General features: G+C 44.2%; 14 protein-coding genes. 13 read left to right on the plus strand and 1 reads right to left on the minus strand.

From position 1 onward, the window contains the following. Window positions 1-4: 4 nt before the first annotated feature. The 11 genes from FLM53_RS00780 (at window position 5) to FLM53_RS00830 (ending at window position 16029) form a co-directional block, all read left to right on the plus strand. A complete protein-coding gene (locus tag FLM53_RS00780) occupies window positions 5-937 on the plus strand; it encodes a type VI secretion system baseplate subunit TssG (RefSeq protein ID WP_176681105.1) in 933 nt (310 codons plus the stop codon). Window positions 938-983: 46 nt separating this feature from the next. Next, entirely contained in the window at window positions 984-3596 is a 2613-nt protein-coding gene (gene tssH, locus FLM53_RS00785; protein WP_176681104.1) for a type VI secretion system ATPase TssH, read from the plus strand. 10 nt (window positions 3597-3606) lie between these two features. Further along, complete coding sequence (locus tag FLM53_RS00790) at window positions 3607-6174, plus strand: MFS transporter (protein ID WP_176681103.1); 2568 nt, start codon at window positions 3607-3609, stop codon at window positions 6172-6174. After that, window positions 6171-7169: an ABC transporter substrate-binding protein gene (locus tag FLM53_RS00795; protein WP_176681102.1), complete on the plus strand. Its 999-nt coding sequence runs from the start codon at window positions 6171-6173 to the stop codon at window positions 7167-7169. Before FLM53_RS00790 ends, FLM53_RS00795 begins: the two co-directional genes overlap by 4 nt. Continuing rightward, entirely contained in the window at window positions 7156-7884 is a 729-nt protein-coding gene (locus tag FLM53_RS00800; protein WP_176681101.1) for a transporter substrate-binding domain-containing protein, read from the plus strand. Before FLM53_RS00795 ends, FLM53_RS00800 begins: the two co-directional genes overlap by 14 nt. A 3-nt stretch (window positions 7885-7887) precedes the next feature. Next, window positions 7888-8838 (plus strand): FHA domain-containing protein, encoded by a 951-nt coding sequence (locus FLM53_RS00805; RefSeq protein WP_176681100.1) that lies wholly within the window; start codon window positions 7888-7890, stop codon window positions 8836-8838. Continuing rightward, on the plus strand, window positions 8835-9323 hold the full coding sequence (gene tssJ / locus FLM53_RS00810; RefSeq protein ID WP_065111257.1) for a type VI secretion system lipoprotein TssJ: 489 nt from the start codon (window positions 8835-8837) through the stop codon (window positions 9321-9323). Before FLM53_RS00805 ends, tssJ begins: the two co-directional genes overlap by 4 nt. Window positions 9324-9364: 41 nt before the next feature. After that, complete coding sequence (tssK, locus tag FLM53_RS00815; protein WP_176681099.1) at window positions 9365-10696, plus strand: type VI secretion system baseplate subunit TssK; 1332 nt, start codon at window positions 9365-9367, stop codon at window positions 10694-10696. A gap of 5 nt (window positions 10697-10701) precedes the next feature. After that, entirely contained in the window at window positions 10702-11898 is a 1197-nt protein-coding gene (gene icmH, locus FLM53_RS00820) for a type IVB secretion system protein IcmH/DotU (RefSeq protein ID WP_176681098.1), read from the plus strand. A gap of 2 nt (window positions 11899-11900) precedes the next feature. After that, window positions 11901-15293, plus strand: a complete 3393-nt coding sequence (gene tssM / locus FLM53_RS00825; RefSeq protein WP_176681097.1) for a type VI secretion system membrane subunit TssM — start codon at window positions 11901-11903, stop codon at window positions 15291-15293. 106 nt (window positions 15294-15399) lie between these two features. Continuing rightward, a complete protein-coding gene (locus FLM53_RS00830) occupies window positions 15400-16029 on the plus strand; it encodes an AarF/UbiB family protein (protein WP_256867713.1) in 630 nt (209 codons plus the stop codon). A gap of 162 nt (window positions 16030-16191) precedes the next feature. Here the strand turns inward: FLM53_RS00830 and FLM53_RS00835 are convergent, their stop codons facing one another. Then, entirely contained in the window at window positions 16192-17421 is a 1230-nt protein-coding gene (locus FLM53_RS00835) for a hypothetical protein (RefSeq protein ID WP_176681095.1), read from the minus strand. A gap of 321 nt (window positions 17422-17742) precedes the next feature. Here FLM53_RS00835 and FLM53_RS00840 point away from each other — a divergent pair, with 321 nt between their 5' ends. Both FLM53_RS00840 and FLM53_RS00845 read left to right on the plus strand, forming a co-directional pair. Then, window positions 17743-18786, plus strand: a complete 1044-nt coding sequence (locus FLM53_RS00840) for a two-component system response regulator (RefSeq protein ID WP_176681094.1) — start codon at window positions 17743-17745, stop codon at window positions 18784-18786. A gap of 32 nt (window positions 18787-18818) precedes the next feature. Beyond that, a complete protein-coding gene (locus FLM53_RS00845; RefSeq protein WP_176681093.1) occupies window positions 18819-22493 on the plus strand; it encodes a response regulator in 3675 nt (1224 codons plus the stop codon). Window positions 22494-22716 lie beyond the last annotated feature (223 nt).

Genomic DNA, 22716 nt, shown 5'->3' on the forward strand with positions numbered 1-22716 from the left:
TGATATGAAGCACTTCATCGAGGATTTAGCGACTCAGCCTGAAAAATACGACTTTTCACAGGCGATGCGGTTGTTGGAGCAACTTCAGTCCCAAAGTACTACGCCGTTACAGATTCAATTGAAGTCTGAAGCAATGCCAACGGGCAACCCTCAGGAGATTCAATATTTTTCGTTGAAGGGAAATAAAGCCAAGCTCAGACTAGCGAAACAAGCGCTTTCTGGCGTTAAAGGCGTGATACCGAATTATATTTACGAAGAGCTATTAGCGGCGATACACAACGAAGATCATTCTCTGCAAGATTTTCTGGACGTGTTCAACCAAAGACATTTCGAAATTACCTATCGAACCAATGCACGACGTTGGTTGCTGGTTGAAAGCGAACAAAACCCAAAGAAAACAGCATTATTGAATCACTTTGCAGCGCTAGGGAAAGAACATAAAGAGTATCTGCAATACTCGCTTCTTCTGAGCCAACAAAGTCGTAGCCTAACCATATTGAAAAAGATCTTAAATGACTTTTTCCCCTACTCGATTGAGGTGGAATGTAAAGCTTTCGAACGACGCCTTCTACCTTCAGATTCATTGACTCGAATCGGTACTAATCGCGATTTCAACAGTCGTCTAGGCCAAGGTTTTTTAGTTGGAAAAACCTGCCTCGCCCATTTCAACAATTTGAGTATTTTTGTTACCCCAAAAAACAGAAATGAGTTTCTCGAGATTCAGCAAGATGACCAGTTTGCTAAAGCGGTGTTGTCTTTGACGCAGCATTATTTAAAAGACAGCACGCCCGTTGCCATTTACCTGAACGTTAAGCGTTCATATTTAACCAGACCCCGTTTATCAAGCAACGTTTCTATGGCTGCTCGTTTGGGTGAGATTGACTACCTAGCCCCTGAGCGTAACCCCAATGAAACTGTAAAGATTTTACTTTTGTAGTTCGTAATACGGAATGTATAGATTATAGAGATACAAGGAATTGACTATGACACAAGTAACTCTCACTAACTTAGTAGGAAAGCTATCTCCCGAGCTTAAGCAAGCACTGGAAGCGTCTGCGGGCGCGGCGATGAACCAAGGTGTTGGAGCGATAGAAACAGAACACTGGATTCTGCAACTCATCTCCCAGAAAGATCCTAAGATCATGGCATTGTGCGAGTCTCAAAAGCTCTCATTAGACGCGCTAGTAAATGAACTGACAAAGAAAATATCCATATTGCCGAAGGGCAATGAAGGTCAGCCAACATTGAGCCACAGCTTAACTGAGTTAATTAAAGATGCTTGGATGATCGCGTCCGTAAACTACGGCCATGGTGAGATAGTCAGCTTGCACCTTATTCAAGCTTTGATGCAACAGAATGTGCTCGGTGTAAGTACCCTACAACTTGAAGCATTAAGCAGCGTGTCACTAGAGTCACTGCAAGGCTTGATCAAGAAAACCCCAATCGCACGTAATACAGCCGCGCCTTCTGCTAACGGTTCAGTTGATACCACTCCTGCGGGTAACGATGCCTTAAGCAAATACACCGTTAACCTGACTCAGCAAGCGATTGACGGCAACATCGACCCGATTTCAGGCCGTAATGCTGAAGTCAGAAAAGCGATTGATATCTTATGCCGTAAGCGCCAAAACAACCCAATCATGGTAGGTGAGCCCGGTGTAGGTAAAACAGCGGTCGTTGAAGGATTAGCACTAAGGATTGCAGCAGATGAAGTACCAAGCGCACTGCAAGGCGTACAAATCCACTCTCTCGATCTTGGGTTACTGCAAGCGGGTGCAAGCGTCAAAGGTGAGTTTGAGAACCGCCTGAAAGATGTCATCAACGAAGTGAAAAGCTCTGAAGTGCCAATCATTGTGTTCATCGATGAAGCCCATACACTTATTGGTGCTGGTGGTGCTGCCGGACAAAACGATGCAGCCAACCTTCTAAAACCAGCGCTAGCACGTGGTGAATTCAAAACCATTGCAGCAACAACGTGGGCAGAATATAAGAAGTATTTTGAAAAAGACCCAGCACTAACACGCCGCTTCCAAGTTGTTACCATTGAAGAACCTAACGCCGAAGATGCAATGCAGATGCTACGTGGCGTAGCCGCTTCACTGCAAGCTCACCATGGTGCATTTATCGCTGAATCCGCAATTGAAGCTGCGGTTAATCTATCTATTCGTTACCTGCCAAGTCGCCAGCTACCAGACAAAGCGATCAGCCTGCTTGATACCGCCAGTGCTCGAATCGCACTGACTCAAGGTGCTAAGCCTGAGGTACTGGAAACGCTAGAGCAAACTATTCGTTACCAAGAAAATGAAAAGTCAGCGCTAGAAAAAGAAGATGCCCTATTCTCAAACAGCGCAGAAGTCATCAAAGAACTGGCACAATCTATCGAAGAAAACCAACAAGCATTAGCTGCGTATTACACCCGTTGGGAAAAAGAGATTGAATTAGTCGATCAAATCAAAACAGTTCAACAAGAGATCACTGAAGAACAAGAGCAAGATGCGGTCGACGCCACCAAACAGAAGCAACTTGATGCTTTGCGAACCGAACTAGCAGACTTACAAGGTGAAGAGCCTTTGGTTTATGCCATGGTTGACGACAACACCATCGCTCAAGTGATTGCCAACTGGACGGGCATTCCTGTCGGCAACATGATGAGTGATGAGATTGCTAAGCTACTTACCTTAGAAGACGAGCTCAATACCCGAGTCATTGGTCAAGATGTTGCTAAGAACGAGCTCGCAAAAGCGATTCGTATCTCTAGAGCAGGTTTAACCGATAATCGTAAACCTATTGGTGTGTTCTTAATGTGTGGACCAAGCGGTGTGGGTAAAACCGAAACCGCCATGGCACTTGCGGAGCAACTGTACGGAGGTAGCAACGACCTTACCGTGATCAACATGACCGAGTTTAAAGAAGAACATAAGATCTCTATGTTACTCGGCTCACCTGCGGGTTATGTCGGCTTTGGTGAAGGTGGTGTGTTAACAGAAGCTATCCGACGTAACCCTTACTCAGTGCTTCTATTGGATGAGATGGAGAAAGCACACCCTGGCGTGCATGACTTGTTCTATCAAATTTTTGATAAAGGCCATATCAAAGACAGTGAAGGTCGAACCGTCGACTTCAAAAATACCATCATCATTATGACGTCGAATGCCGCCGATCAAGCTATCTGTGACGTGTGTGCTAAGTCTACAGACCGTATCGACAACGACGAGCTACTTGAATCCATTCGTCCAGACCTGCAGCAATACTTTAAACCTGCTTTCTTAGGTCGAACCACCATTGTTCCTTACTACCCGCTTAATGATGAAGAACTCGCGAAGATTACTGAGATCTCTCTAAACCGAATCAAGAAGAAGCTTGCGGAGCAATATCAGGCTTCATTCACTTGGGACGCGGATTTCATTCAGTTTGTTGTCGACCGTAATACCGATCCTACGACCGGTGGCCGTGCTGTTGAGCAAATCATTAATCGTTCATTGATGCCGAGATTGGCTGAAGAATGTATTGGTCGACTCAGCCGCAGCGAACCGATTACTCAAGTGACTGTTAGCGCGACGAACAACAGTGCCGACTTCGATTTATCTATTAAGTAGGTCTTAATCAATGAACAGCAAAGCCAGCCAAACCTTGACCAAACCTTCATTACTTAACCTGTCTCTTCGGGTTAAGTTGATGCTGGCCATCATGGCGGTTTTGCTGTTTTCCATCACCTTAAATGCAACACTAAACTATTTCAATTTCGAAAAAAGGCTGACTGAAACCTCCGATTCCATCTATGAGATTGTGTTGGAAGAAACACATAACGACATCAACCAAGCCATCAGTTTAGGCTTACCACTCTCTGCAATTTCAAACATCCAAAGCATGTTGGACCGCCGTTTAAAAATTGTCGATGGCATTACCGCTTTGGTGGTCGTCTCAACGTCAGGTGAACGACTGTTTGGTACCGGAGAGGGAAATCAAGAAAGTGACCGTCAGCTGTCTCTAGACATCACCAATTCCTTTGGATTAGTAGAAGGCCAAGTTAAGCTCTACTACTCCACGACCCTGTTAGAGCAACAAAAAACCTTCTTGCTCAAGCTTCAGTTTCTCTACTCGGCGATTTGGATACTGCTCTCTTGCTTATTCGCATTTGTCGCTTTGAAATACCTATTAGAAGGTATTGTTGGCCGAGTAAAAGGCGCAACCGCGATATTTGAATCCGCCGCTGATTCGGATGAGTTGCTTCCAACCATTACCCAAGCTCACAAAGCACTGCAATCTCCAAACTCACTGTCTAAGTTTGAAAAGCTAAAAACAAAACACTTTCCGGTGTTTATCATCTCACTTGCTATCCTTCTAACGATCGTCGCCAACCTAGGGGTTTCGTATCAATCTCTAGACAAATTTTCCCAACTCTACGAAGTAAAACTCGAGCAGAAATCAAACCTAATTGGTGACTCATTAAATCAAATGATCAAAGGGTTACTTGATAAGGGAGTTCCTGACGACAAACTGCATGGCTTAGAAGAGGAGTTTGCTTTCTTCGTTGATCATCATAGCGAAATTCTCTCGATTAACTTCGAAGGACAGTCTGGCACTTCTTATCGTTACCCAGCAGAGCAAGTTGAACATCCTTCAATTCGAGAATCGACATTTTCACTCAACAACAGCCATACGATTCAACTGAACGTCACTACCGACAACAACCTGATCATCAACCTGCTCAAAGAGAGCGTTATGGATATGATTACCGTGTTGGTTGCCTCTTGCCTTGTAGTGGCTGAAATCATTCTGTTTATGTGTAACTTCATGATTATTTCGCCATGGAACCAAGTAAAGAAAGTGTTCATGTTAGTGAATAGAGACATCGTGAATCATTTGGCGAAGATCTCGACCCGCGATGAAATTGGCAAACTGCTTAGCCTCACCAATCAAGCCATCACTAAGCTCAACCCAAGTCAGCCGTCGCAAGATATCGACAAACAAGACTTTCGATTCATTCGACTACCGCTTTTTTTATTGGTGTTCTCTGAAGCATCTTCATTGGCCTTTTTCCCTAGGTTCGTCTCTTCGCTGGAAAACACCACCGGCTGGATTCCTGAAAACCTTGTCACTAGTTTACCCATATCCCTGTTCATGCTCTGTTGGGCTATCTCGCTGCCGTTTGCAGGTTACTGGTCAGACAAAGTAGGCAGAAGACACTCGCTAATGACAGGTGGGCTCATCACCTGTATTGGCTTAGTCGCGACGGCTTTCATTCAGTCCCTTGAACTGTTACTCGTCGCTCGCGCTTTTACTGCCGTTGGCTACGGCATCGTTTTCATTTCAGCACAAGGTTATGTGTCCGATACCACAAACGACACTAACCGCACCAAGGGCATGGCAACGTTCTTGTCAGCCTTCTTCTCTGGTTCGTTATGTGGTGCTGCGATTGGTGGGATTCTTGCGGAGAAGTTGGGCTATTCAGAAACGTTTATGCTTGCGGGATTATTGGCAACGCTCAGTGTGTTACTCGTGTATGTGTTTTTTGAAAAATCGAACACCAGTAATTCAAGCAAGCCCGTTAAGTTAAAAGACTTTAAGCTGCTGTTGAGCAATAAGTATTTCGCCTTAATCACGATATTCAGTGCGATACCAGCGAAGATCGTCCTCACAGGGTTCCTTTACTACATCTGCCCTGTTTACCTGCAATTCCTTGGCGAAAGCAGCTCTGTTTCTGGGCGTGTGATTATGGCTTACGGTCTCGCTATCATATTAATTTCGCCATTGAGTGCCATTCTGGTCGATAAACTCAAAAACAAAATGGCCTTTATCTTTATTGGTGGACTACTTTCATCCCTCGCCTTACTTAATTTCTATTTCTTCCAAGGCACATTGGGGTTACTGCTGATCGTGATAATTATTGGTATTGCTCACGGCATCTGTGTTTCTCCACAAATACCTTTGGTTATCGACCTGCTTTCCGGTCAAGGAATCGAGAAAGGAAAAATCATCGGTATTTTCAGACTGACTGAACGTATCGGTAATATCGCAGGACCAATGCTAGCCGGGGTGTGTTTGAGTATCTTCGGTTACGACCAAACCATTCTTATATTCGGCGCATCACTACTCGCAAGTTCCTTTAGCTTAATTGTCTTTTTCTCAATATTTCTAAAGTCGGATAAACAAAAGCTAGGGGTACAATCATGAAATTTATAGTGTTCGTTCTTAGCTTTATTTTAATGGCCCCACTCTCGTTCGCTAAAAGTGACGAAAAACACGTCATTCTTTTATTATGGAGAGGGGTAACCGATGCAGAACAAGGCTTCATGGATTATTTATCCCAACACGTCGATGTAAGATTTACGATTCTTGATGCAAATAGAGATAAAGCACAGCTCAAACAACATATTAGGGATTTAGAATATAAAGATGCTGATCTCATTTATTCATTCGGCACCACTATAACCTTGAATTTATTAGGGAATTACACTGACCCTAGCGAATTTAGACTGAATAACTCCACGCCTGTTGTGTTCAGTATTGTTACCGACCCTGTGGGTTCAAAGTTGATCGCTGATTTATCATCAAAAGAGAGAAACTTTACTGGTGTATCGCATATCGTACCCCATGAAATACAGTTTAAAGCGATAGAAAAGCTCAATAACATTTCAAGCCTTGGGGTTATATATAACGCTGACGAAAATAATTCGATTATCACCGCAAATAAAATGATGGAGTTATCGGAAATTTATAACAAGCGTGTTATGTTGTACCCATTAAACATTGATAAAAGTAAGTCAAACAGCGACTTAATTAACCTCACGATAAACAATATGAAACGTGATGGTGTCGATATGGCTTATTTACCACCTGATTCATACATCATCACCCAAGGAGGGGAAGTCGTATCAGGGCTACATTCGAAAGGTATCCCCACATTCTCGGCCACCGAAAGCCCAATAAGAAACCATAAGGCCTTATTTGGTATTGTCAGTCGTTACTACAATGTTGGTCAATTTGCTGGATACAAAGCGAAGAACATATTGAAAGGAACTCAAAAAGCTTCAGACATTCCGATAGAGTCACTTAGCCAATATTCCTATATTGTTAATATCGAGGCCGCACATAAGCTCGACTATTACCCGCCAGTGTCAATATTGAAGATTTCTGAAGTGATAGGACACTCTAATGATGTTAACTAGAGCCTCTACCATCAGATTATCGTTAGTCACCCTACTCATCTCGACGTTTTGGTCGGTGAGTGCCTTCGCTCAAGTCAAAATTGGGCCATCTCGCCTAATGCTGACTACGCAAGATTGGCCGCCGTACCAAACCTATGAAAATGCCTCAATGCAAGGAATCGCCTTAGACAAGGTTAAATGCGCCTTAGGTATGATGGGACAACCTTATCAGCTAACTATGACTACTTGGTCTGATGCGCAATTGCGTGTTCATAGTGGCAGTCAACACGGTTTCTTCGTGGCAACCAAAACCTCAGAACGAGATGAATACGCAACGCTCTCTGCGCCTATCGCGAAGCAAACGTTGAATTGGTATTTTGGCCCAGGAGTGGAACCGAAGGTTGATGAATTGTCAAAGTTAAACCTTAACTTTTCTGCCAAATTTGGCTCAAACAAATGGTTTTGGCTAAAACGTAATGGATTTAACGTCGTTAAGCAGCCACGAGATGCTAAAGTATTACTAAGACTTTTAAAACAAAGGGAAATTGATGTTGTTTTAGAGGATGAGTTGGTCTTTAAAAGAGAATTGGATAAAGCCTCTTTACCACTCGATTACTTCAATTCGACGAATTTAGATACCAAGGATATGGGGGTCTATTTTTCGAATCGATTTCTTAAAACCTACTCAGGTTTCCTAGATAGTTTTAACTCAGCCATATCCAAGTGCAAGGAGTAGCCATTGTCCATCAGTGTCCACATGATTTCTGTACCTGCTGAAGAGGTTGTTTCCTCCAGAGTGTCGTATCTGCCAGAAAGTGGCGGAAGCTTAGGTCGTTCCCCATCATGTGATATTGCGCTACCCGATCAAACGAAATGGATCTCTCGAACTCACTGCCAACTCTACCCCACTGACCGTGGTTACGTGATTAAAGACATCAGTAACAACGGCGTTTCGTTGAACGACAAATCACTGGCAAAAGAGAAAGAGTACGTCATTACCGATGGTGACATCATCAAACTGGGCGGTTACACACTGTTAGTGAGCCTATTAAGTGACCCAAAAGTGAGCGCGGCCAATAACACCACACAGGATGAAACTTTTATAGAACCTTTCAACTTAAAACTGGACGACAGCGACACAGACTTTTTAGATGACACACCAGAAGTCGCAACCGTTAAGAAAGCCTCAAATTTCTCTTCGAAGAATGTATTGAGTGACGACCCCTTCTCGTCTGACCCTTTTGAAGATTTAGACGAAGACAAAGTGATACCCAACATTGAAGTAGACGAAATTGCTCATGGCGATAGCAACGCCCTCTCTTCTGCTGAACTAGAGTACTTACCAGTTAATGTTGATAACAATACGCGTATAGAAGAGTCGATCGACAAGCTCATTACCTTAACCGAGAAAAACCAACAGTACTTACAGAATCCACAGCTACAACAAAAAGCACTATTCGACGCGTTAGAACAGACGGTTGATCAGTTCCTCAATGAATTTGCACCAAAGCAACTTGAGAACCAGTTTAGTGAGTACGTAAGTAGCGGCATTTTTACCAACAAAGATAAGAAGTATTGGAAGATCTACAGAAAGCACTTCCAACACCGCCAAGACAACGGAGATTTCAGACGTCAGTTCAAAGCGCTGTTTATGGAGAACATGCAAAAGCAAAGTGAGGAGAGAGAATGAAACGTCTCATACTCTTATCGCTTTGTTTACTGATCGCAGCATGCTCTTCATCGGATCCAGCTCCCGTTGTCACTCAATACTCGTTGACCGTTAAAGCGGATGCGACAGTCAACCAATACAATGACGACCAAGCCAATCCTGTAGTGGTTAGGCTTTACCAATTAACGGATCAACAACTGTTTAAGCAACTTCCGTTTATTGATTTATACAACAATGACTTGCAGTTACTGGCAGCAAACCTAGTTTCAAAACAGGTATTACCCATTGTACTGCCGAGCTCAGAACAAAAGCTGACGTTAGATATCAATAAGAACACTCAATACATTGCAGCACTGGTCGAATTCGCAGATTACCAGAACAGCACAACCAAAACCGTTTTGATGATGCCTTCCGACCCAGAGCAAACATTAGAGTTAACAATTACAGGGAAGAAAGCAGAGTTGGCCGTGATACAGCCTGACTCGAGCTGGTGGCAAATCTTTTAATAAAAAAGCCAATATATAAAAATAATAGAAAAGGATTTTACGTGGACGCTTTCAAAAAAGTAGTGTGGCAAGAAGGAATGTTTATTGCGCCTCAGCACTTTCAGCAGCAAGATCGCTATGTGCAAAACTACATTCGTCAGAACATCGAAACACTGGCTGGTTTTGCCCCTTTCTTTGGCATCACTGAATTAGTGCTGAACCACGATCTATTGAAGATCGGTAAGCTGTCTATCCCAAGTTGTTCTGGTGTGTTCCCTGATGGAACCCAGTTTAATCTCAAGCAAGAAATCGTCGTCGACATTTCGCAAGGTACCATTGAAACTATTGTTTATCTTGCTCTGCCAATCTCTTTACAAGGCAACAATGACTACAGTGAAGACGGTCAAGAACAGAGCCGCTACATCACCCGTTCCATCAACGTATTCGATACCTCAACCTCTGAAAACGCCAGTGTTGAAGTTGATGTCGCCCAGCTTAATATCGGTCTCAAATTCGCTGGAGAAGACACGTCTGGTTTTACCCTAATTCCCGTCGCTAAGATTTTAGAAATTAGTGATTCTGATGAAGTGATGCTCGATAGAGCCTTCATACCAGCATGCTTACATTACGGTGCCTCAACGCTACTTAGCGAACGAGTCAAAGAAATTCATGCGTTGGTCAGTAACCGAGCTCAAAACCTTCTGAAACGCATCGAGGCTGGCCAAGGGCAAAAAAGTCCCCAGTCGATGATGCAAGACTTTTTGTGGCTTCAAACGCTCAACACTTGGCTGCCGTGGTTTGAATTAACCATCAGCAACACTAAATACCCGACGCACGAACTGTATTCAAAGTTGAAGCAGTTTGAAGCGCAAGTCATGGCGTTAACACCGGCGATTCCTGATGAGTGCCAACCGTTAAAATATGACAAGCTTTACGACAACTTTAACCCGCTGTTTTCAAGCCTAAGAAACTTACTGACACTCGTTCAACAAGACTCGGTTATTGAGTTCAAGTGGGATATTTCGCTGTTTGAAAAACGCCGCCTACTTCGCACGCTAATCAAAGATCCAAGCAGCGTTTATAACCGTCGTTTCGTTCTGAGTGTTAAGTCTGACATCAGCAGCACAGAGCTTAATGAGCTGTTCCCTATTTCCGCTAAGCTCAGCAGTAACAACAAGATTGTGGAACTCGTTCGCAGCTCGCTGTCTGGTATCTCGTTAACGCCACTGCCTATCGCGCCAAGTGAGCTGAAGCCGATGCAAGGCGTCGCGTATTTTGAGGTCGATACCAAAGACAGAAACTGGCTAGATATGCTTGATACTCGTGACGCGATTGCGCTGCACGTCGATGCTCGTATACCTGCTCTCGAAGTCGTTCTGTACGCGTTGAGATAATGGCTATGGATTATTTAGACGAAGAAACACTGGTCATCGATAAAGCGTCAAAAGGCTCTACGAATACAGAGTCTGACCAGGCTTTTTCTAAATTGGTGGCGGTACATTCCACCAGCACCCAAGAAGAGTTTCTGCGTCACTTTGATAAGGCAGAAAATCAACTGATCAACATCAGTAGTGATTTGCTGACTAAGACACTCAAGATATCGACACTGTCTGAACCGGAAGATTTAACCGTTTTCCGAGAGCAGTTTATTCAAGGCATTAACGACATAAAGGCTCAAGCGACCGAGCTTACCTACCCTATTGCCGTTATCGACAAGCTCTGCTTTTTGTATGCCGTGGTTATTGATGAGTTCATCATCTACACCGAATGGGGAGAGAAACGAGGCTGGGAAAACAAAACCCTGCTGAGTGAACTGTTTGGTATGCGTAACGGTGGCGAACTGTTCTTCTCTGTCGCAGAAAAAGCCGCAAGACAACCACACAAGCTGATCGATCTTCTGGAGATCATCTACCTTTTCATCAATATTGGGTTCAAAGGCCAATATCGTGAAGGCGGCGCTGAACAGCTAAAAGCGTTCGTTCATCAGTTAGAACAAACCATTAGCCAATATCGTACTGCCAGTGGCGTTCACTGCCGCACTAAAGTAAAGCTACCTGAAGTAAGGAAACCAACCAGACGCAAGCGTTACTTCATCACCAGTTTATTTTTCTTTTGTCTAATAGCAACCAGCATTGGCTTAACGGAATTTTGGTACACCAAGACCCATGAGCAACGAGCTCGAGATTTCACCTTCTTACCGAACTTTAGCCAGCGTTACGTTTTGTCTGGTGAAATCAAAGACATCGTCTTCATCAGCCAAGATAACGACTTGGAGAGCCCACCTCGTCACGCGAGTAAAGCAGACGCGGTAGAAGCATCACAAGCCACCAACTTCATACCAAGCACAGCCAATTGGTTGGTACAGCTCGCGACATTCTCAAGTAAGAAAAATGCTCAGGCGTTCATTAATAACCTATCTCCGTCCGCTTATGAGCCAATTATCTCGCCTTACAAAAAATACTACCGAGTGATATTGAGAGCAAACACCTCAGAAGAAGCGAGAACGACCAAAGCATGGTACGTAGAAAACGATCAAATAAACGCCATTATTGTTCGCACTTCTGCGCATGACTTAAACAAGGAAGAGTCTAACTGATTATGCCGGATGCCAAATCAAACAAGTCAGGCAATGTAAAAAAAACAGTAGGCATTTCTGCCCTAGCCTCTGTCGCCTTTTTTACCGTCGCCTCTAGCGTCATTCTATTAACACCACTCAATGCTTATTTGGTGTGGGCGCTGACGACTGTCGCCATTATATCCACGCTTATCGGCTTTATTTGCTACTGGGTGCTCATTAAGCGCAGCGCAAAATCACAAGAAGAGTCACTAGACAAAGAACTGATTCAGAAAAGACAAAAGCAACTAGCAAACCATTTCAAGCGTATGATCAGCGGGCAAAAGCGCAAAACTCGCTTAACCAGTCGTTACGACCAGCCTATCTATTTGCTGTTAAGTCAAAACCCGAACAAAGACAAAAGCATCATCACTCAGATGGGTTATGAGGCTTATAAACTTGATGATTTCGGCAATGACATCGAATTCCCTATCCTGTTTTGGGTCAGTGAGCATTCAATTTTGGTATCAATCAGTATGGGTGAAGACCAACATCCTGAGTACCTGAAAACACTGTGCCAGTCCCTAACCGCGTGGCGACCAAGACAAGCGGCCAATGGCTTATTACTTACCACTGACGTTTCCTCACTATTGGAAAACAATGAACAGATTACGCAGCAAGCTGACGAACTCAAATCAACGATAAAGACATTTAATCAAGCATTTGGGGTCAGCCTTCCGATATATAACGTTATCTCCAATATGGGCAGCATCAGCGATTTTTGTCAGTTCTTCTCCGCTTTTGATGAGTCGAAACGCGATGAAGTATTCGGTGCTACCGCTCCTTATTCGATACACGGTGGCATCGATGCCAACTGGTTTAATGATGAATATGATCACTTAATCAGTGAACTGATAGCGAACATGAGTAATGCACTTGCGGGTCAATTGAATCAAGATTACCGAAACTCTATTGCTAGCGCCCCTTTCCAGTTTGGCTTGTTGAAACAGAACCTTTGGTTATTCCTAAATCGCTTGTATCGTGGAGAGCAACTTAGTGATGCATTGCAATTCAGAGGCTTTTACTTCACTCATGATGGTCAAAGCTCAGCACAATCAGACTTACTAGCGAGTGCTGTCTCTTACTCTGTCGGTCACGAGTATTATCAGCAGAATGAGCAAATCCCGGTTAATCAGACTTTGTTTGCCCAATACCTGATGACTCACGTGATTCTATCGGAGCACGAACTGGTCGGCGTAAACAGGCGCAAAGAGAACACCCTGCTCGTCAATCAAGTGCTGTTTACACTCTCTTGGATTGGCTTACTTGCCGCGGTATTGCTGGTGATTAAGTTCGACTTTGACTTCCAGAACCAACGCGAGACCAGAGCCGATGTGATGTTAGAACGTTATAAGGAAGCCATCTCGGCATCGCCTTACGACATCGAAAACATGGCGGACAATATTCCAAATCTGTTCTCACTGCAGCGAATCTACAACCTTTATAATCAACCTGAACCTTGGTATAGCTTGCCGTTTATGCCAAACCCAAGTATCAAGGAAGAAGTCGAAGAAGCATACTTCACAGAGCTACAACAAGTCCTGATTCCTTCTATGGAGAACACACTCGAGAAAGACTTGTTCGTCTATGTGAACTTAGAAGATCAATCACAGACTCTCTCTTTACTTAATAACTATCGTTTACTGTTTAGCAAAGACAGAACCAACGTCCAAGAGCTTAAGAACTACTACGTTCGTACTCTGCAAGATCAAGGTGAAGCTGATAGCGTCAACATCGCTCAATTAGACGTGCTGCTTAATGACATCTTTGCGCGTAACCTGACGCCGATAAAATCGAATCATGATTTAGAAAGTCTTGCCAAGAAAGTCATCACCCAAACGGGCATTGAAACCCTACTGTACGAACATATCCAAAGTTCGACAGCCTATGCCAAACGCGTCGATATTCGCGGTGAATTAGGTGACAACTTCGGCTCAGTACTTCAGTTTTCGCCAAGTTACGCTGGCTACTTGGTTCCGTATATCTACACACCAACCGGTTTTAACGAACTCGATTTATCAGTGAACTCTCCTACTCTTAAGTCCGCTTTGCAGTCCTATGAAGGCGTAGCTGGCGCTTATCCTAGTGCATTAGAACTTCACCGCATCAGTCGAGAATTAAAGCAGACTTACCAAAACGACTACATCAACTATTGGCGCGATTTAGTTCGTAATGTCGAAGTCAAAGAAGTAGCCGATCCAACGCAACTGAAAAATGCCCTAACGAGCCTGTCAGAAGCGAGCAATAACCCGATCGTCAGCTTGTATTCGACCATCGCCAAATACACCTATGTGGAGCTCGAAATCCCTGCGAAGGATGACAAAGAGCAAGATCCTGCAAGCATGCCGATTCAAGATGCTGACAAGAAAGAATCTGCTCGCCAAATATCTCTTAGCTTCCAAGCGTACAAGAAGCAGGTTTCGGCCAATGACCAAGGTAAAAAGCCAATAGATAACCTTCTTACGGCGTTTATCAATGCTAAAAAGTGGGGAGACAAGTTTTACGAAACTAAGGAGCCACAAAAGGTAGCCTTTGATACGCTGTCCGTTACATTGCAAGCTGGTAACCCTATTGCTTCACTATCCAGCCTAACCAACAGTCATTTAGAGGTCGCTGAAGAGCTGATTAATAACGTGGTATACCAGAGCAATGAAACGGTAATGTCGCTGGCTCACGACTATCTGAATACAGCTTGGTCGAATGAAATTTATCAGCCTTATCAACAGCGTTTAGCTTCATTCTATCCATTCAACCGAAAATCTAAATCGGATGTCAGTGTGGCAGATGTCAAAGCCTTCTTCGTGACCAACGGGATTGTCGACAAGTTCTCTCAAACTCGCCTGAACGGATTCGTAAAAGACAGCGACGAAGCGCCTTACTTGCCGGGGCTACTTCCAGGTACGGGCTTGTCGATCACACCTGACGTTTGGACGATGATGGATAAAGCTGCTGATATAAAGAGCGCCCTATTCTTAGCCGATCCATCCAATATCCTGATTAACTTCCAGTTGAAAGCCGTCGATATGACGCCCAACATCACAGAGTTTTCGATCATTTCAGATAAGCCGATCTTTACCTATCGTCATGGTCCAACGCTATGGAGCCAACAATCGTGGCAAGGTGACGCGAAGTTTATCGAGAAGCTAGGCGTTCAACTCAATGCGCAGGACTCTACAATTGGGCAGAACACTGTGAAAGGCACATGGAGTTGGTTCCGCTTGTTCGAACCAAACGTGAACTTTACCTCGGCACAAGACACTCAGGTTGAGTTTGTTTATGGTGACAGTAAGGTGAAACTGACCATTAAAACTCAAGGTCAATCGAATCCGTTTGTTCCTGGCTTCTTCTCTGGATTCTCTCTGCCAAGTGGGATCTAATAACGCTCCTTCAAATAGCTTGCCTTCCCTATCGAGGCGAGCTCAATTCTCCGAAGACCTTGCCTCTTCTAATCAGAGGAATTTAAACGATGGACAGCTTCAGAAAGTGCTCCAGCATCATGGTTATACTGACCTAACTCGTTTAAGTTCAAGAGTGTTCAGTGCCCAGCACTCTAGCTGGGGACTAGTGACCATCAAGTACGCTCAACAGCTAAAGCATCGTCACTTTCTAAAACAAGAGGCGGAATTTCTTTATTCCAATACTAAATTCAAGACCGACTACAATCGAAAAGATATCTGGCCGAACTATTGTGATTACTTTTCTAGCCATCAGAGCGATTGCTTAGTACTTTCTTACATTGATGGTCAGACACTATTGGACATTCAAACCAACTCAAAGACCACACAGCCTTTGCTTTATCGCTGGCTGACCGCGCTAGAAAAGGTCATAAATCAAGTACACACGTTAGGTTTCGTTCATGGTGATATCAAACCTTCCAACATTATTTGTAGCCCACAAGGGCAAGCTCGACTTATCGACTATGGCTCTGTCACTAAAATAGGAACTGAACGCTCTGTACTTCGCTTTGACAGCTACACTCCTCGATACTCTAGGCACCAGTCAGTCACAAACACTCTGGATGATTGGTTCGCGCTCGCCGTCATATTAGAAGAGCTGTTAGATGCTGGTGTACTGCCAAGTCGGTATCAGGTTCTATTAAAGCAGCATAGATAAACCGGCCATATCTACAGTTCTACAGACAACAAAAAGCGGATGATCAATCATCCGCTTTTTGCATTCGCTTAAACACATTAAGCCTTACTTTTAACCTTAGTGGCTAAGTTTCAAGTGCACTAGGAGTTTTTAGGGCGCTAGGAGTTATTCAGACACAAAGAGTTATTCGGGCACTAAAAGCGATTCCAATCCACCAGCAACCGTCGCTGCGAGTGCCTTAGGCGCTAGGCTTTCTTTTACGCTCTCTTTGATCGTTGTGCCATTGAAGAAATTCTTGACCTGCTGCTTTCTTACTGCCTTGGTGAACGCTTTTTCATCCGTTCCCGGTATAAAGTTAGGCTCACCACGCGCTGCGTTCAACACCTGCTTCACTCCGGGCTTATTACTCTCTAGCGCGATTTCACTATTTGCAATAAACGCCTTAGCTTCTTCTTGTAGCGTGGCGTAAGCACTCAATGTCGACTTCTGGAAAGATAACTTAATAACAGAAGGATCTGTGTTCACCTTAAAGCCAAACTTGCGCTTAATTCTTCGAGTTAATCGCGTCTTCATGTTCGGAGGTGGTGGCGTAATGTCTGTGATAGATAAAAAGTTATATGGCGAACTGTAACAAGGCATACAAACCATGTAGGACGCAATCACAGGGATCTCTTCCATCTTCATTTTGAACCAGTCACGAAAGAAGTTCGCACCAATAACGTCTCGCTTTTGATTAAGCATCACACACTCTTGCTTAAACTTGCGAAACTTACGTTCCATTACCCACTTGTCGTATAAACCGCGGAAAAAATTGAAGATAGAAAGTACGGCTTTAACAATACTGGTCACCGTTGCGCCGATACCTGAGCTCGCCAGGTTAATCGCAATCACACCACCATGAGCCAATGCGATCATAGAATCTTGGATAGCAACCGCACGAATCTCACCACGGATTTTATCAATCACATCAGCACCAACACGCGTTGTGCTCATAGAGCTCAAATGACGGGTTTTGTGGTTGTTTACGGCCTTGCCCAACGCTGTGTAGATACGAGTTGCAGCTTCTTTTATGTCATCGATAGCAGGTGCTAAATCTGCAAAGATTCGCTTAACTAAGCTTGGAATCATACTCAGTATCTGCGCCTTAATGTCATCCATCGCGATGCTGGTTATGCTCTTAGCGTAATCGAGGAATTTCTCTTTAATCTGCTCGGTTATGTTTTCAATCATACCCGCGAGACTTGTTCCACTTCCTGTGACGCCCTCAGTAATGGTACCTGTTAAGCTGTCTACTTCTGTTGCAGCGGCAACTGCAATCTTAACTTTATCTACTTTAGTGACACCCACCAAATCAGCATTCGCAAACAGCGATAGCATGTCTTTCTGAATGAGGGTCAGCCCTGTATTCGGCATCGTACGTTCTCCCTGTAACAAGTCCACGATAGATTTGAAAAGTTACTTGAACGACTAAGTACCCCTGAATCATTCGGTCTTAGCGAACTAAAACCTGAACTATTCAACCTTGATCGCACTACTACACAATCCATGTAGTTATTCTTTGTTAAATAAAGGTTAACATATAAAATATCTATTCATAGAAAGGTTCACCATTATTTCCTTTTAGATTCCAAAACCAACAATTAACCCTCCAGAAATCATGCATTTCCACCAAATTCCACTACGCTTTATTAGCATAGAACATAGCAATCTGATTAAATTTTTTAGGGACGAAAAATGAATCAAATTACGACAGAAAAACCGATTATTTTGGTCGTTGATGACATCCCGGATAACATCCATACCCTCTCAGGGATCCTGAACGACGACTTTAAAATCAAAGCGGCGACATCCGGTGAAAAGGCATTGAAAATCGCCGCCTCATCGCCAAAGCCCCATCTCATTCTTCTCGACATCATGATGCCAGAAATGGATGGCTATGAAGTTTGCGGCAGGCTTAAAAGTGACCCAGTCACATCTGACATCCCCGTTATCTTCGTTACCGCTAAAACCGATGTGGTCGACGAACAAAAAGGCTTCGAACTCGGAGCCGTGGATTACATCACCAAACCCGTCAGCCCACCTATTGTGAAAGCTCGTGTAGTGACACACATTTCGCTGTACGACCAAAACCTAGCGCTCTCTCGTAAGGTTAGGCAGAGAACGGAAGCATTAGCGATGAGCCGCCTTGAGATTATCCGCAAGCTTGGCCGCGCTGCTGAATATAAGGACAACGAAACCGGTATGCACGTTGTAAGAATGAGTTACTACTCCAAGATTCTTGCCCAGCAGTTAGACGTCAGTGAAGAGTGGGTGGAATTATTATTCCAAGCAGCACCAATGCACGATATTGGTAAAATCGGCATTCCTGACCGCATATTGGGTAAACCCGGTAAGCTTGATGAGGATGAGTGGGCAATCATGCAAACACACGTCACCATTGGCGGCGATATTATTGGAGACAACGACTCTAAATTGCTGAAACTCGCCCAAGAGATCGCCCTTTACCACCATGAAAAGTGGGATGGCAGTGGCTACCCTCATAAGCTGTCAGGCGAAGATATCCCTCTAAGTGCACGTATTGTTGCCATAGCTGACGTGTTCGATGCCCTAACCAGTGAGCGTCCATACAAAGAAGCTTGGCCGATTGAAAGAGCGATTGGACTGATACAAGAACAAGCTGGCCAACACTTCGACCCTAACCTAGTCCCTATCTTCATTAGTAAGCTCGACGAGATGCTCACCATCAAAGACTCTTTTACTGATGAACAAGAACACTAAGTACGCTGGTACTATATACACACAGGTACTTTATGAATACTGTTTCTAGATTCGCCTCTGATTCTAAAAAGATCCTAATTTCTTTTATCGTCGCCACCATAGTGCTGTTTTCGGTGGCTGTTGCTGCATGGTTTAACCTAAACAATCGCTTTGTTGGTATCGAGGACTACGCCGTAAGTACTCAGCTGCTTACCTCTCTTGATAAGCTTCGCGTCCACGAACTATCTTTTAGTAACGAGCGAAAGCCTCAATCGGCGCAGCTCTTTAACAAAGAAGCCGAGCTGACGAAACAGCTAGTTGAAACCTTTGCAGCGCATAACGACGATCAGCATGCACAACTGTCACTCAATAAATATCTGGACCAATTCAGTCAATACACTGAATTAATTGAATTAAGTGACACTGCTCGCGACCGCATGAATCGAAAGTCGCTGGCAGCGACCGATCTTCTCACTGAGATGCAAAGCTCCCACAAAGACACGATTGATACCGTTAGCCAAGACGTGAAGCAGCTTAGAGTATTAAGTGAGGGTCAAGCTAACCGAGTGATGAAAATCGGCGGACTGACAACACTCAGTGCCACTGTACAAAACTTAGAAAAAGAGTTTCTTCTAACCGGATCGCCAAAAATATACACGTTAACTAAGATTGAGATTCAGAAGATCGCTTCGTTAATCTCGCAACTTTCAAATGAAGTCAAAGATCCTAAAGGCGCTGAATTACTGCAAACCGTCCAACAAGCTCAAAACCGTTACTACACCAACTTGGTTCAACTGCAAGGCTTGTCGAGCTCGGCAGTACAACTCAAAACATCCATCACCAAACAAGTGTCTCGCAGTGGCATAGAACTATCGCGCGCTTCAACGGCTCTTAATGAGCAGCAACAAGGGTTGTTAACTGACCTCAACGAACAGATTGGGCATGCTCAAGCTCGCCTTTCATCTCAGCTGTCAATTGGTGAAAACCTGTTGGTGATTCAAACTCTATTAAGCCAATCCGAGCAGCTGAATCGTGATTTTTCTTTAGCTAAATCGGACGACCAATCCATTATATCCGAGCAAGTTTTTACATTAATTGGTGAGATGCAATCGGTGTCGCTTGAAGCGCGCGAATTGTTAACGCGATACGCCCCAGAAATGAAAATTACCGCATTTGATCAACACGTAACATTCTACGAAGAAGAATTTACCAACCTAGCTAGAGCTCAGCTACTCAGCCATCAAGTGCTGAAGGAAATGAGCGCTAATTTCACTCAACTGCACGATTTAGTCGTCGAAGCTTACATGGCAGAAAGTGACAGCGTAAAAGACTCTTCAAGTGTGTCTTCCCACCTGGCAATTGGTGGCTTGATCTTCTTCTTTATCATTATGTTGATGGGCTTACTCGCCAATAAAGCTCACTCAGCCCTTGAGCACTTTGCCACAAACTTAGCCGTAGCACGTGACGAAGCCGATGCGGCCAACCATGCTAAATCTGATTTCTTAGCGAACATGAGCCATGAGATTCGCACGCCAATGAATGCCATCATTGGTATGAGCTACTTGGCACTGAAGACCAACTTAACTAAGGCACAGCGTAACTACATCCACAAAGTAAAACTCTCTTCAGACACCCTACTCGGCCTTATCAACGACATTCTCGATTTCTCCAAAATCGAAGCGGGTAAATTAGACATAGAGAACGTTGATTTCCACCTTGAGAACGTACTCGACAACATTACCAACCTAGTTGGGTTACGTGCTTCTGAGCGTGGGCTAGAGCTCCTTATCCAAGTAGACCGTGATGTGCCAACCAATCTGATTGGTGACCCATTAAGGCTTGGTCAGGTCCTGATTAACCTGAGTAACAACGCAGTTAAGTTCACAGAGAAAGGCGAAGTGAAGATTTCAATCTCTGTCGAAGAAAGAAATGGCGATGACATCAAGCTCAACTTTGCTGTTTCAGACAGTGGCATTGGTATGACACAAGAACAAGCCGCTAAATTGTTCAACAAATTCACGCAAGCCGACAGCTCTACCACTCGAAAATATGGTGGTACGGGTTTGGGGCTGGCGATTAGTAAAGAGCTCAGCCAGTTGATGGGGGGAGACATCCACGTTTCAACGGAACTAGGCAAAGGCTCAACCTTCTCATTTACGATCGCGACTCGCGTTAGTCACTCAATAACCCAAAACCGAGTGGTGGTTCCTGCTTCGATTAATCATTTGAAAGTGCTGGTTGTTGATGACAACTCCAGTGCGCGTTTAATCGTTGGCGATATTCTAGAGTCTCTCAAACTGACTCCGACGTTAAGTGCCTCTGTCGATGAAGCTTTAGTTGAACTCCACACCGCAGATGCTAACAACAAGCCCTTTGATCTGATTATCTCCGATTGGAAAATGCCTAAACGCGATGGTGTTGACCTGCTAGAAGCACTCAATCACGGATTATCATTGAGTAAAGAGCCGAAAATAATGATGCTCACCGCTTACGGTCGTGAAGAGCTTGCCGAGGCCATTACCCAAAGAGGATTCGACGTTCCAAGTATTTTGGACAAGCCGATTACTTCATCTCACCTTTATGACTCTATCGTATCCCTCTATGGGCTCGACTCAGACCGCGTATCTCGCAGCGAACTGGAACAACAGTACCAACTTGCCAATGTTCAACAACTGGCTGGCGCTAACATCTTGTTGGTTGAAGACAACGAGATAAACCAAGAGCTAGCCACTGAGCTGCTAGAGGGCCAGCAGATTAAAGTCACCATTGCAGAGAACGGGCAACAAGCCATCGATCTTTATCAACAAGCCAACGCTGACGAGACCCCTTTCGATGGCATTTTGATGGACTGTCAAATGCCGATCATGGATGGATACGAGGCGACAGAGCATATTCGTAACGAGATAAAAGACACTCAAACTCCTATCATCGCAATGACCGCAAACGTGATGGAACGAGATAAAGAGAAAGCACTCAACTGTGGGATGAGTGACATCATCGCAAAACCGATTGATGTCGGCTCTATGTTCGCTACCTTAGCCAACTGGGTTTCACCATCTAACCCCGTGCAATTCAATGTTTTGTTGCAAGAGTCGAGTGTAACTCCACAAGATGACAACCGTTCAGAGAGTGAACCAGAGGCATTGCCTGCCATTAATGGTCTCGATACCAACATGGGATTGATGCGGGCGAGTAACAATCACAAGCTCTACATGAAGTTATTGAAGCGATTTGTTGAAGCATATTCTGACGAAGATACCTTAACTGCTGAGCTATCAAGTACTGCTCAGCAGCGTTACTTGCACACCCTTAAAGGTGTGGCTGGTAACCTAGGTGCGAGCGATTTACATAGCTTGTGTGATAAGCTGGAGTCCGAACTTACCGATGACGAACTAAAACAGAACGTTATTAAAACTACGATTGAGATCAGTCAGGGGATCTCCAACGCAGTATTCCAAACAGCAACCACAACCGACAACTCCAATGAACAAGATGCAGGTGCTGACTCAGCAACGAATCAGCCAGATACTGAGTTGTACCATCAGTTGTTAGAAGCCGTTGCCAATGATGACACTGAAGCACTCAACATCATTCTTAACATTGAGGACGGTACGGTGGTTGGATTAACACCTTCTGAGTTCAAGAGGTTGGAAAATTCGCTAGAAGAGTTTGACTTCGATACAGCGACTGAACTGCTCAAAGGCTCAACACTAGCCAACTCATCATGAGCCCAAAATACTAAATATGTCTTAAGCTACAAACCGTTAAAGAGAGCCCAAGTGGCTCTCTTTTTTATCTGTATCTAATAGCAACGCCACCTTCACCTTGCCGTGAACTTTATGAACTTTATTCACCCAATGTTCTTTATTCTCAATATCGCCGCATTGCAGACAATTCGTTAACACACCGTTAACTTTAGCTTCATCTACTAAGCGATACCCTACTCGTGTG

This window comes from Vibrio sp. Scap24 (genome assembly GCF_013394185.1).
GTDB lineage: Bacteria > Pseudomonadota > Gammaproteobacteria > Enterobacterales > Vibrionaceae > Vibrio > Vibrio pomeroyi.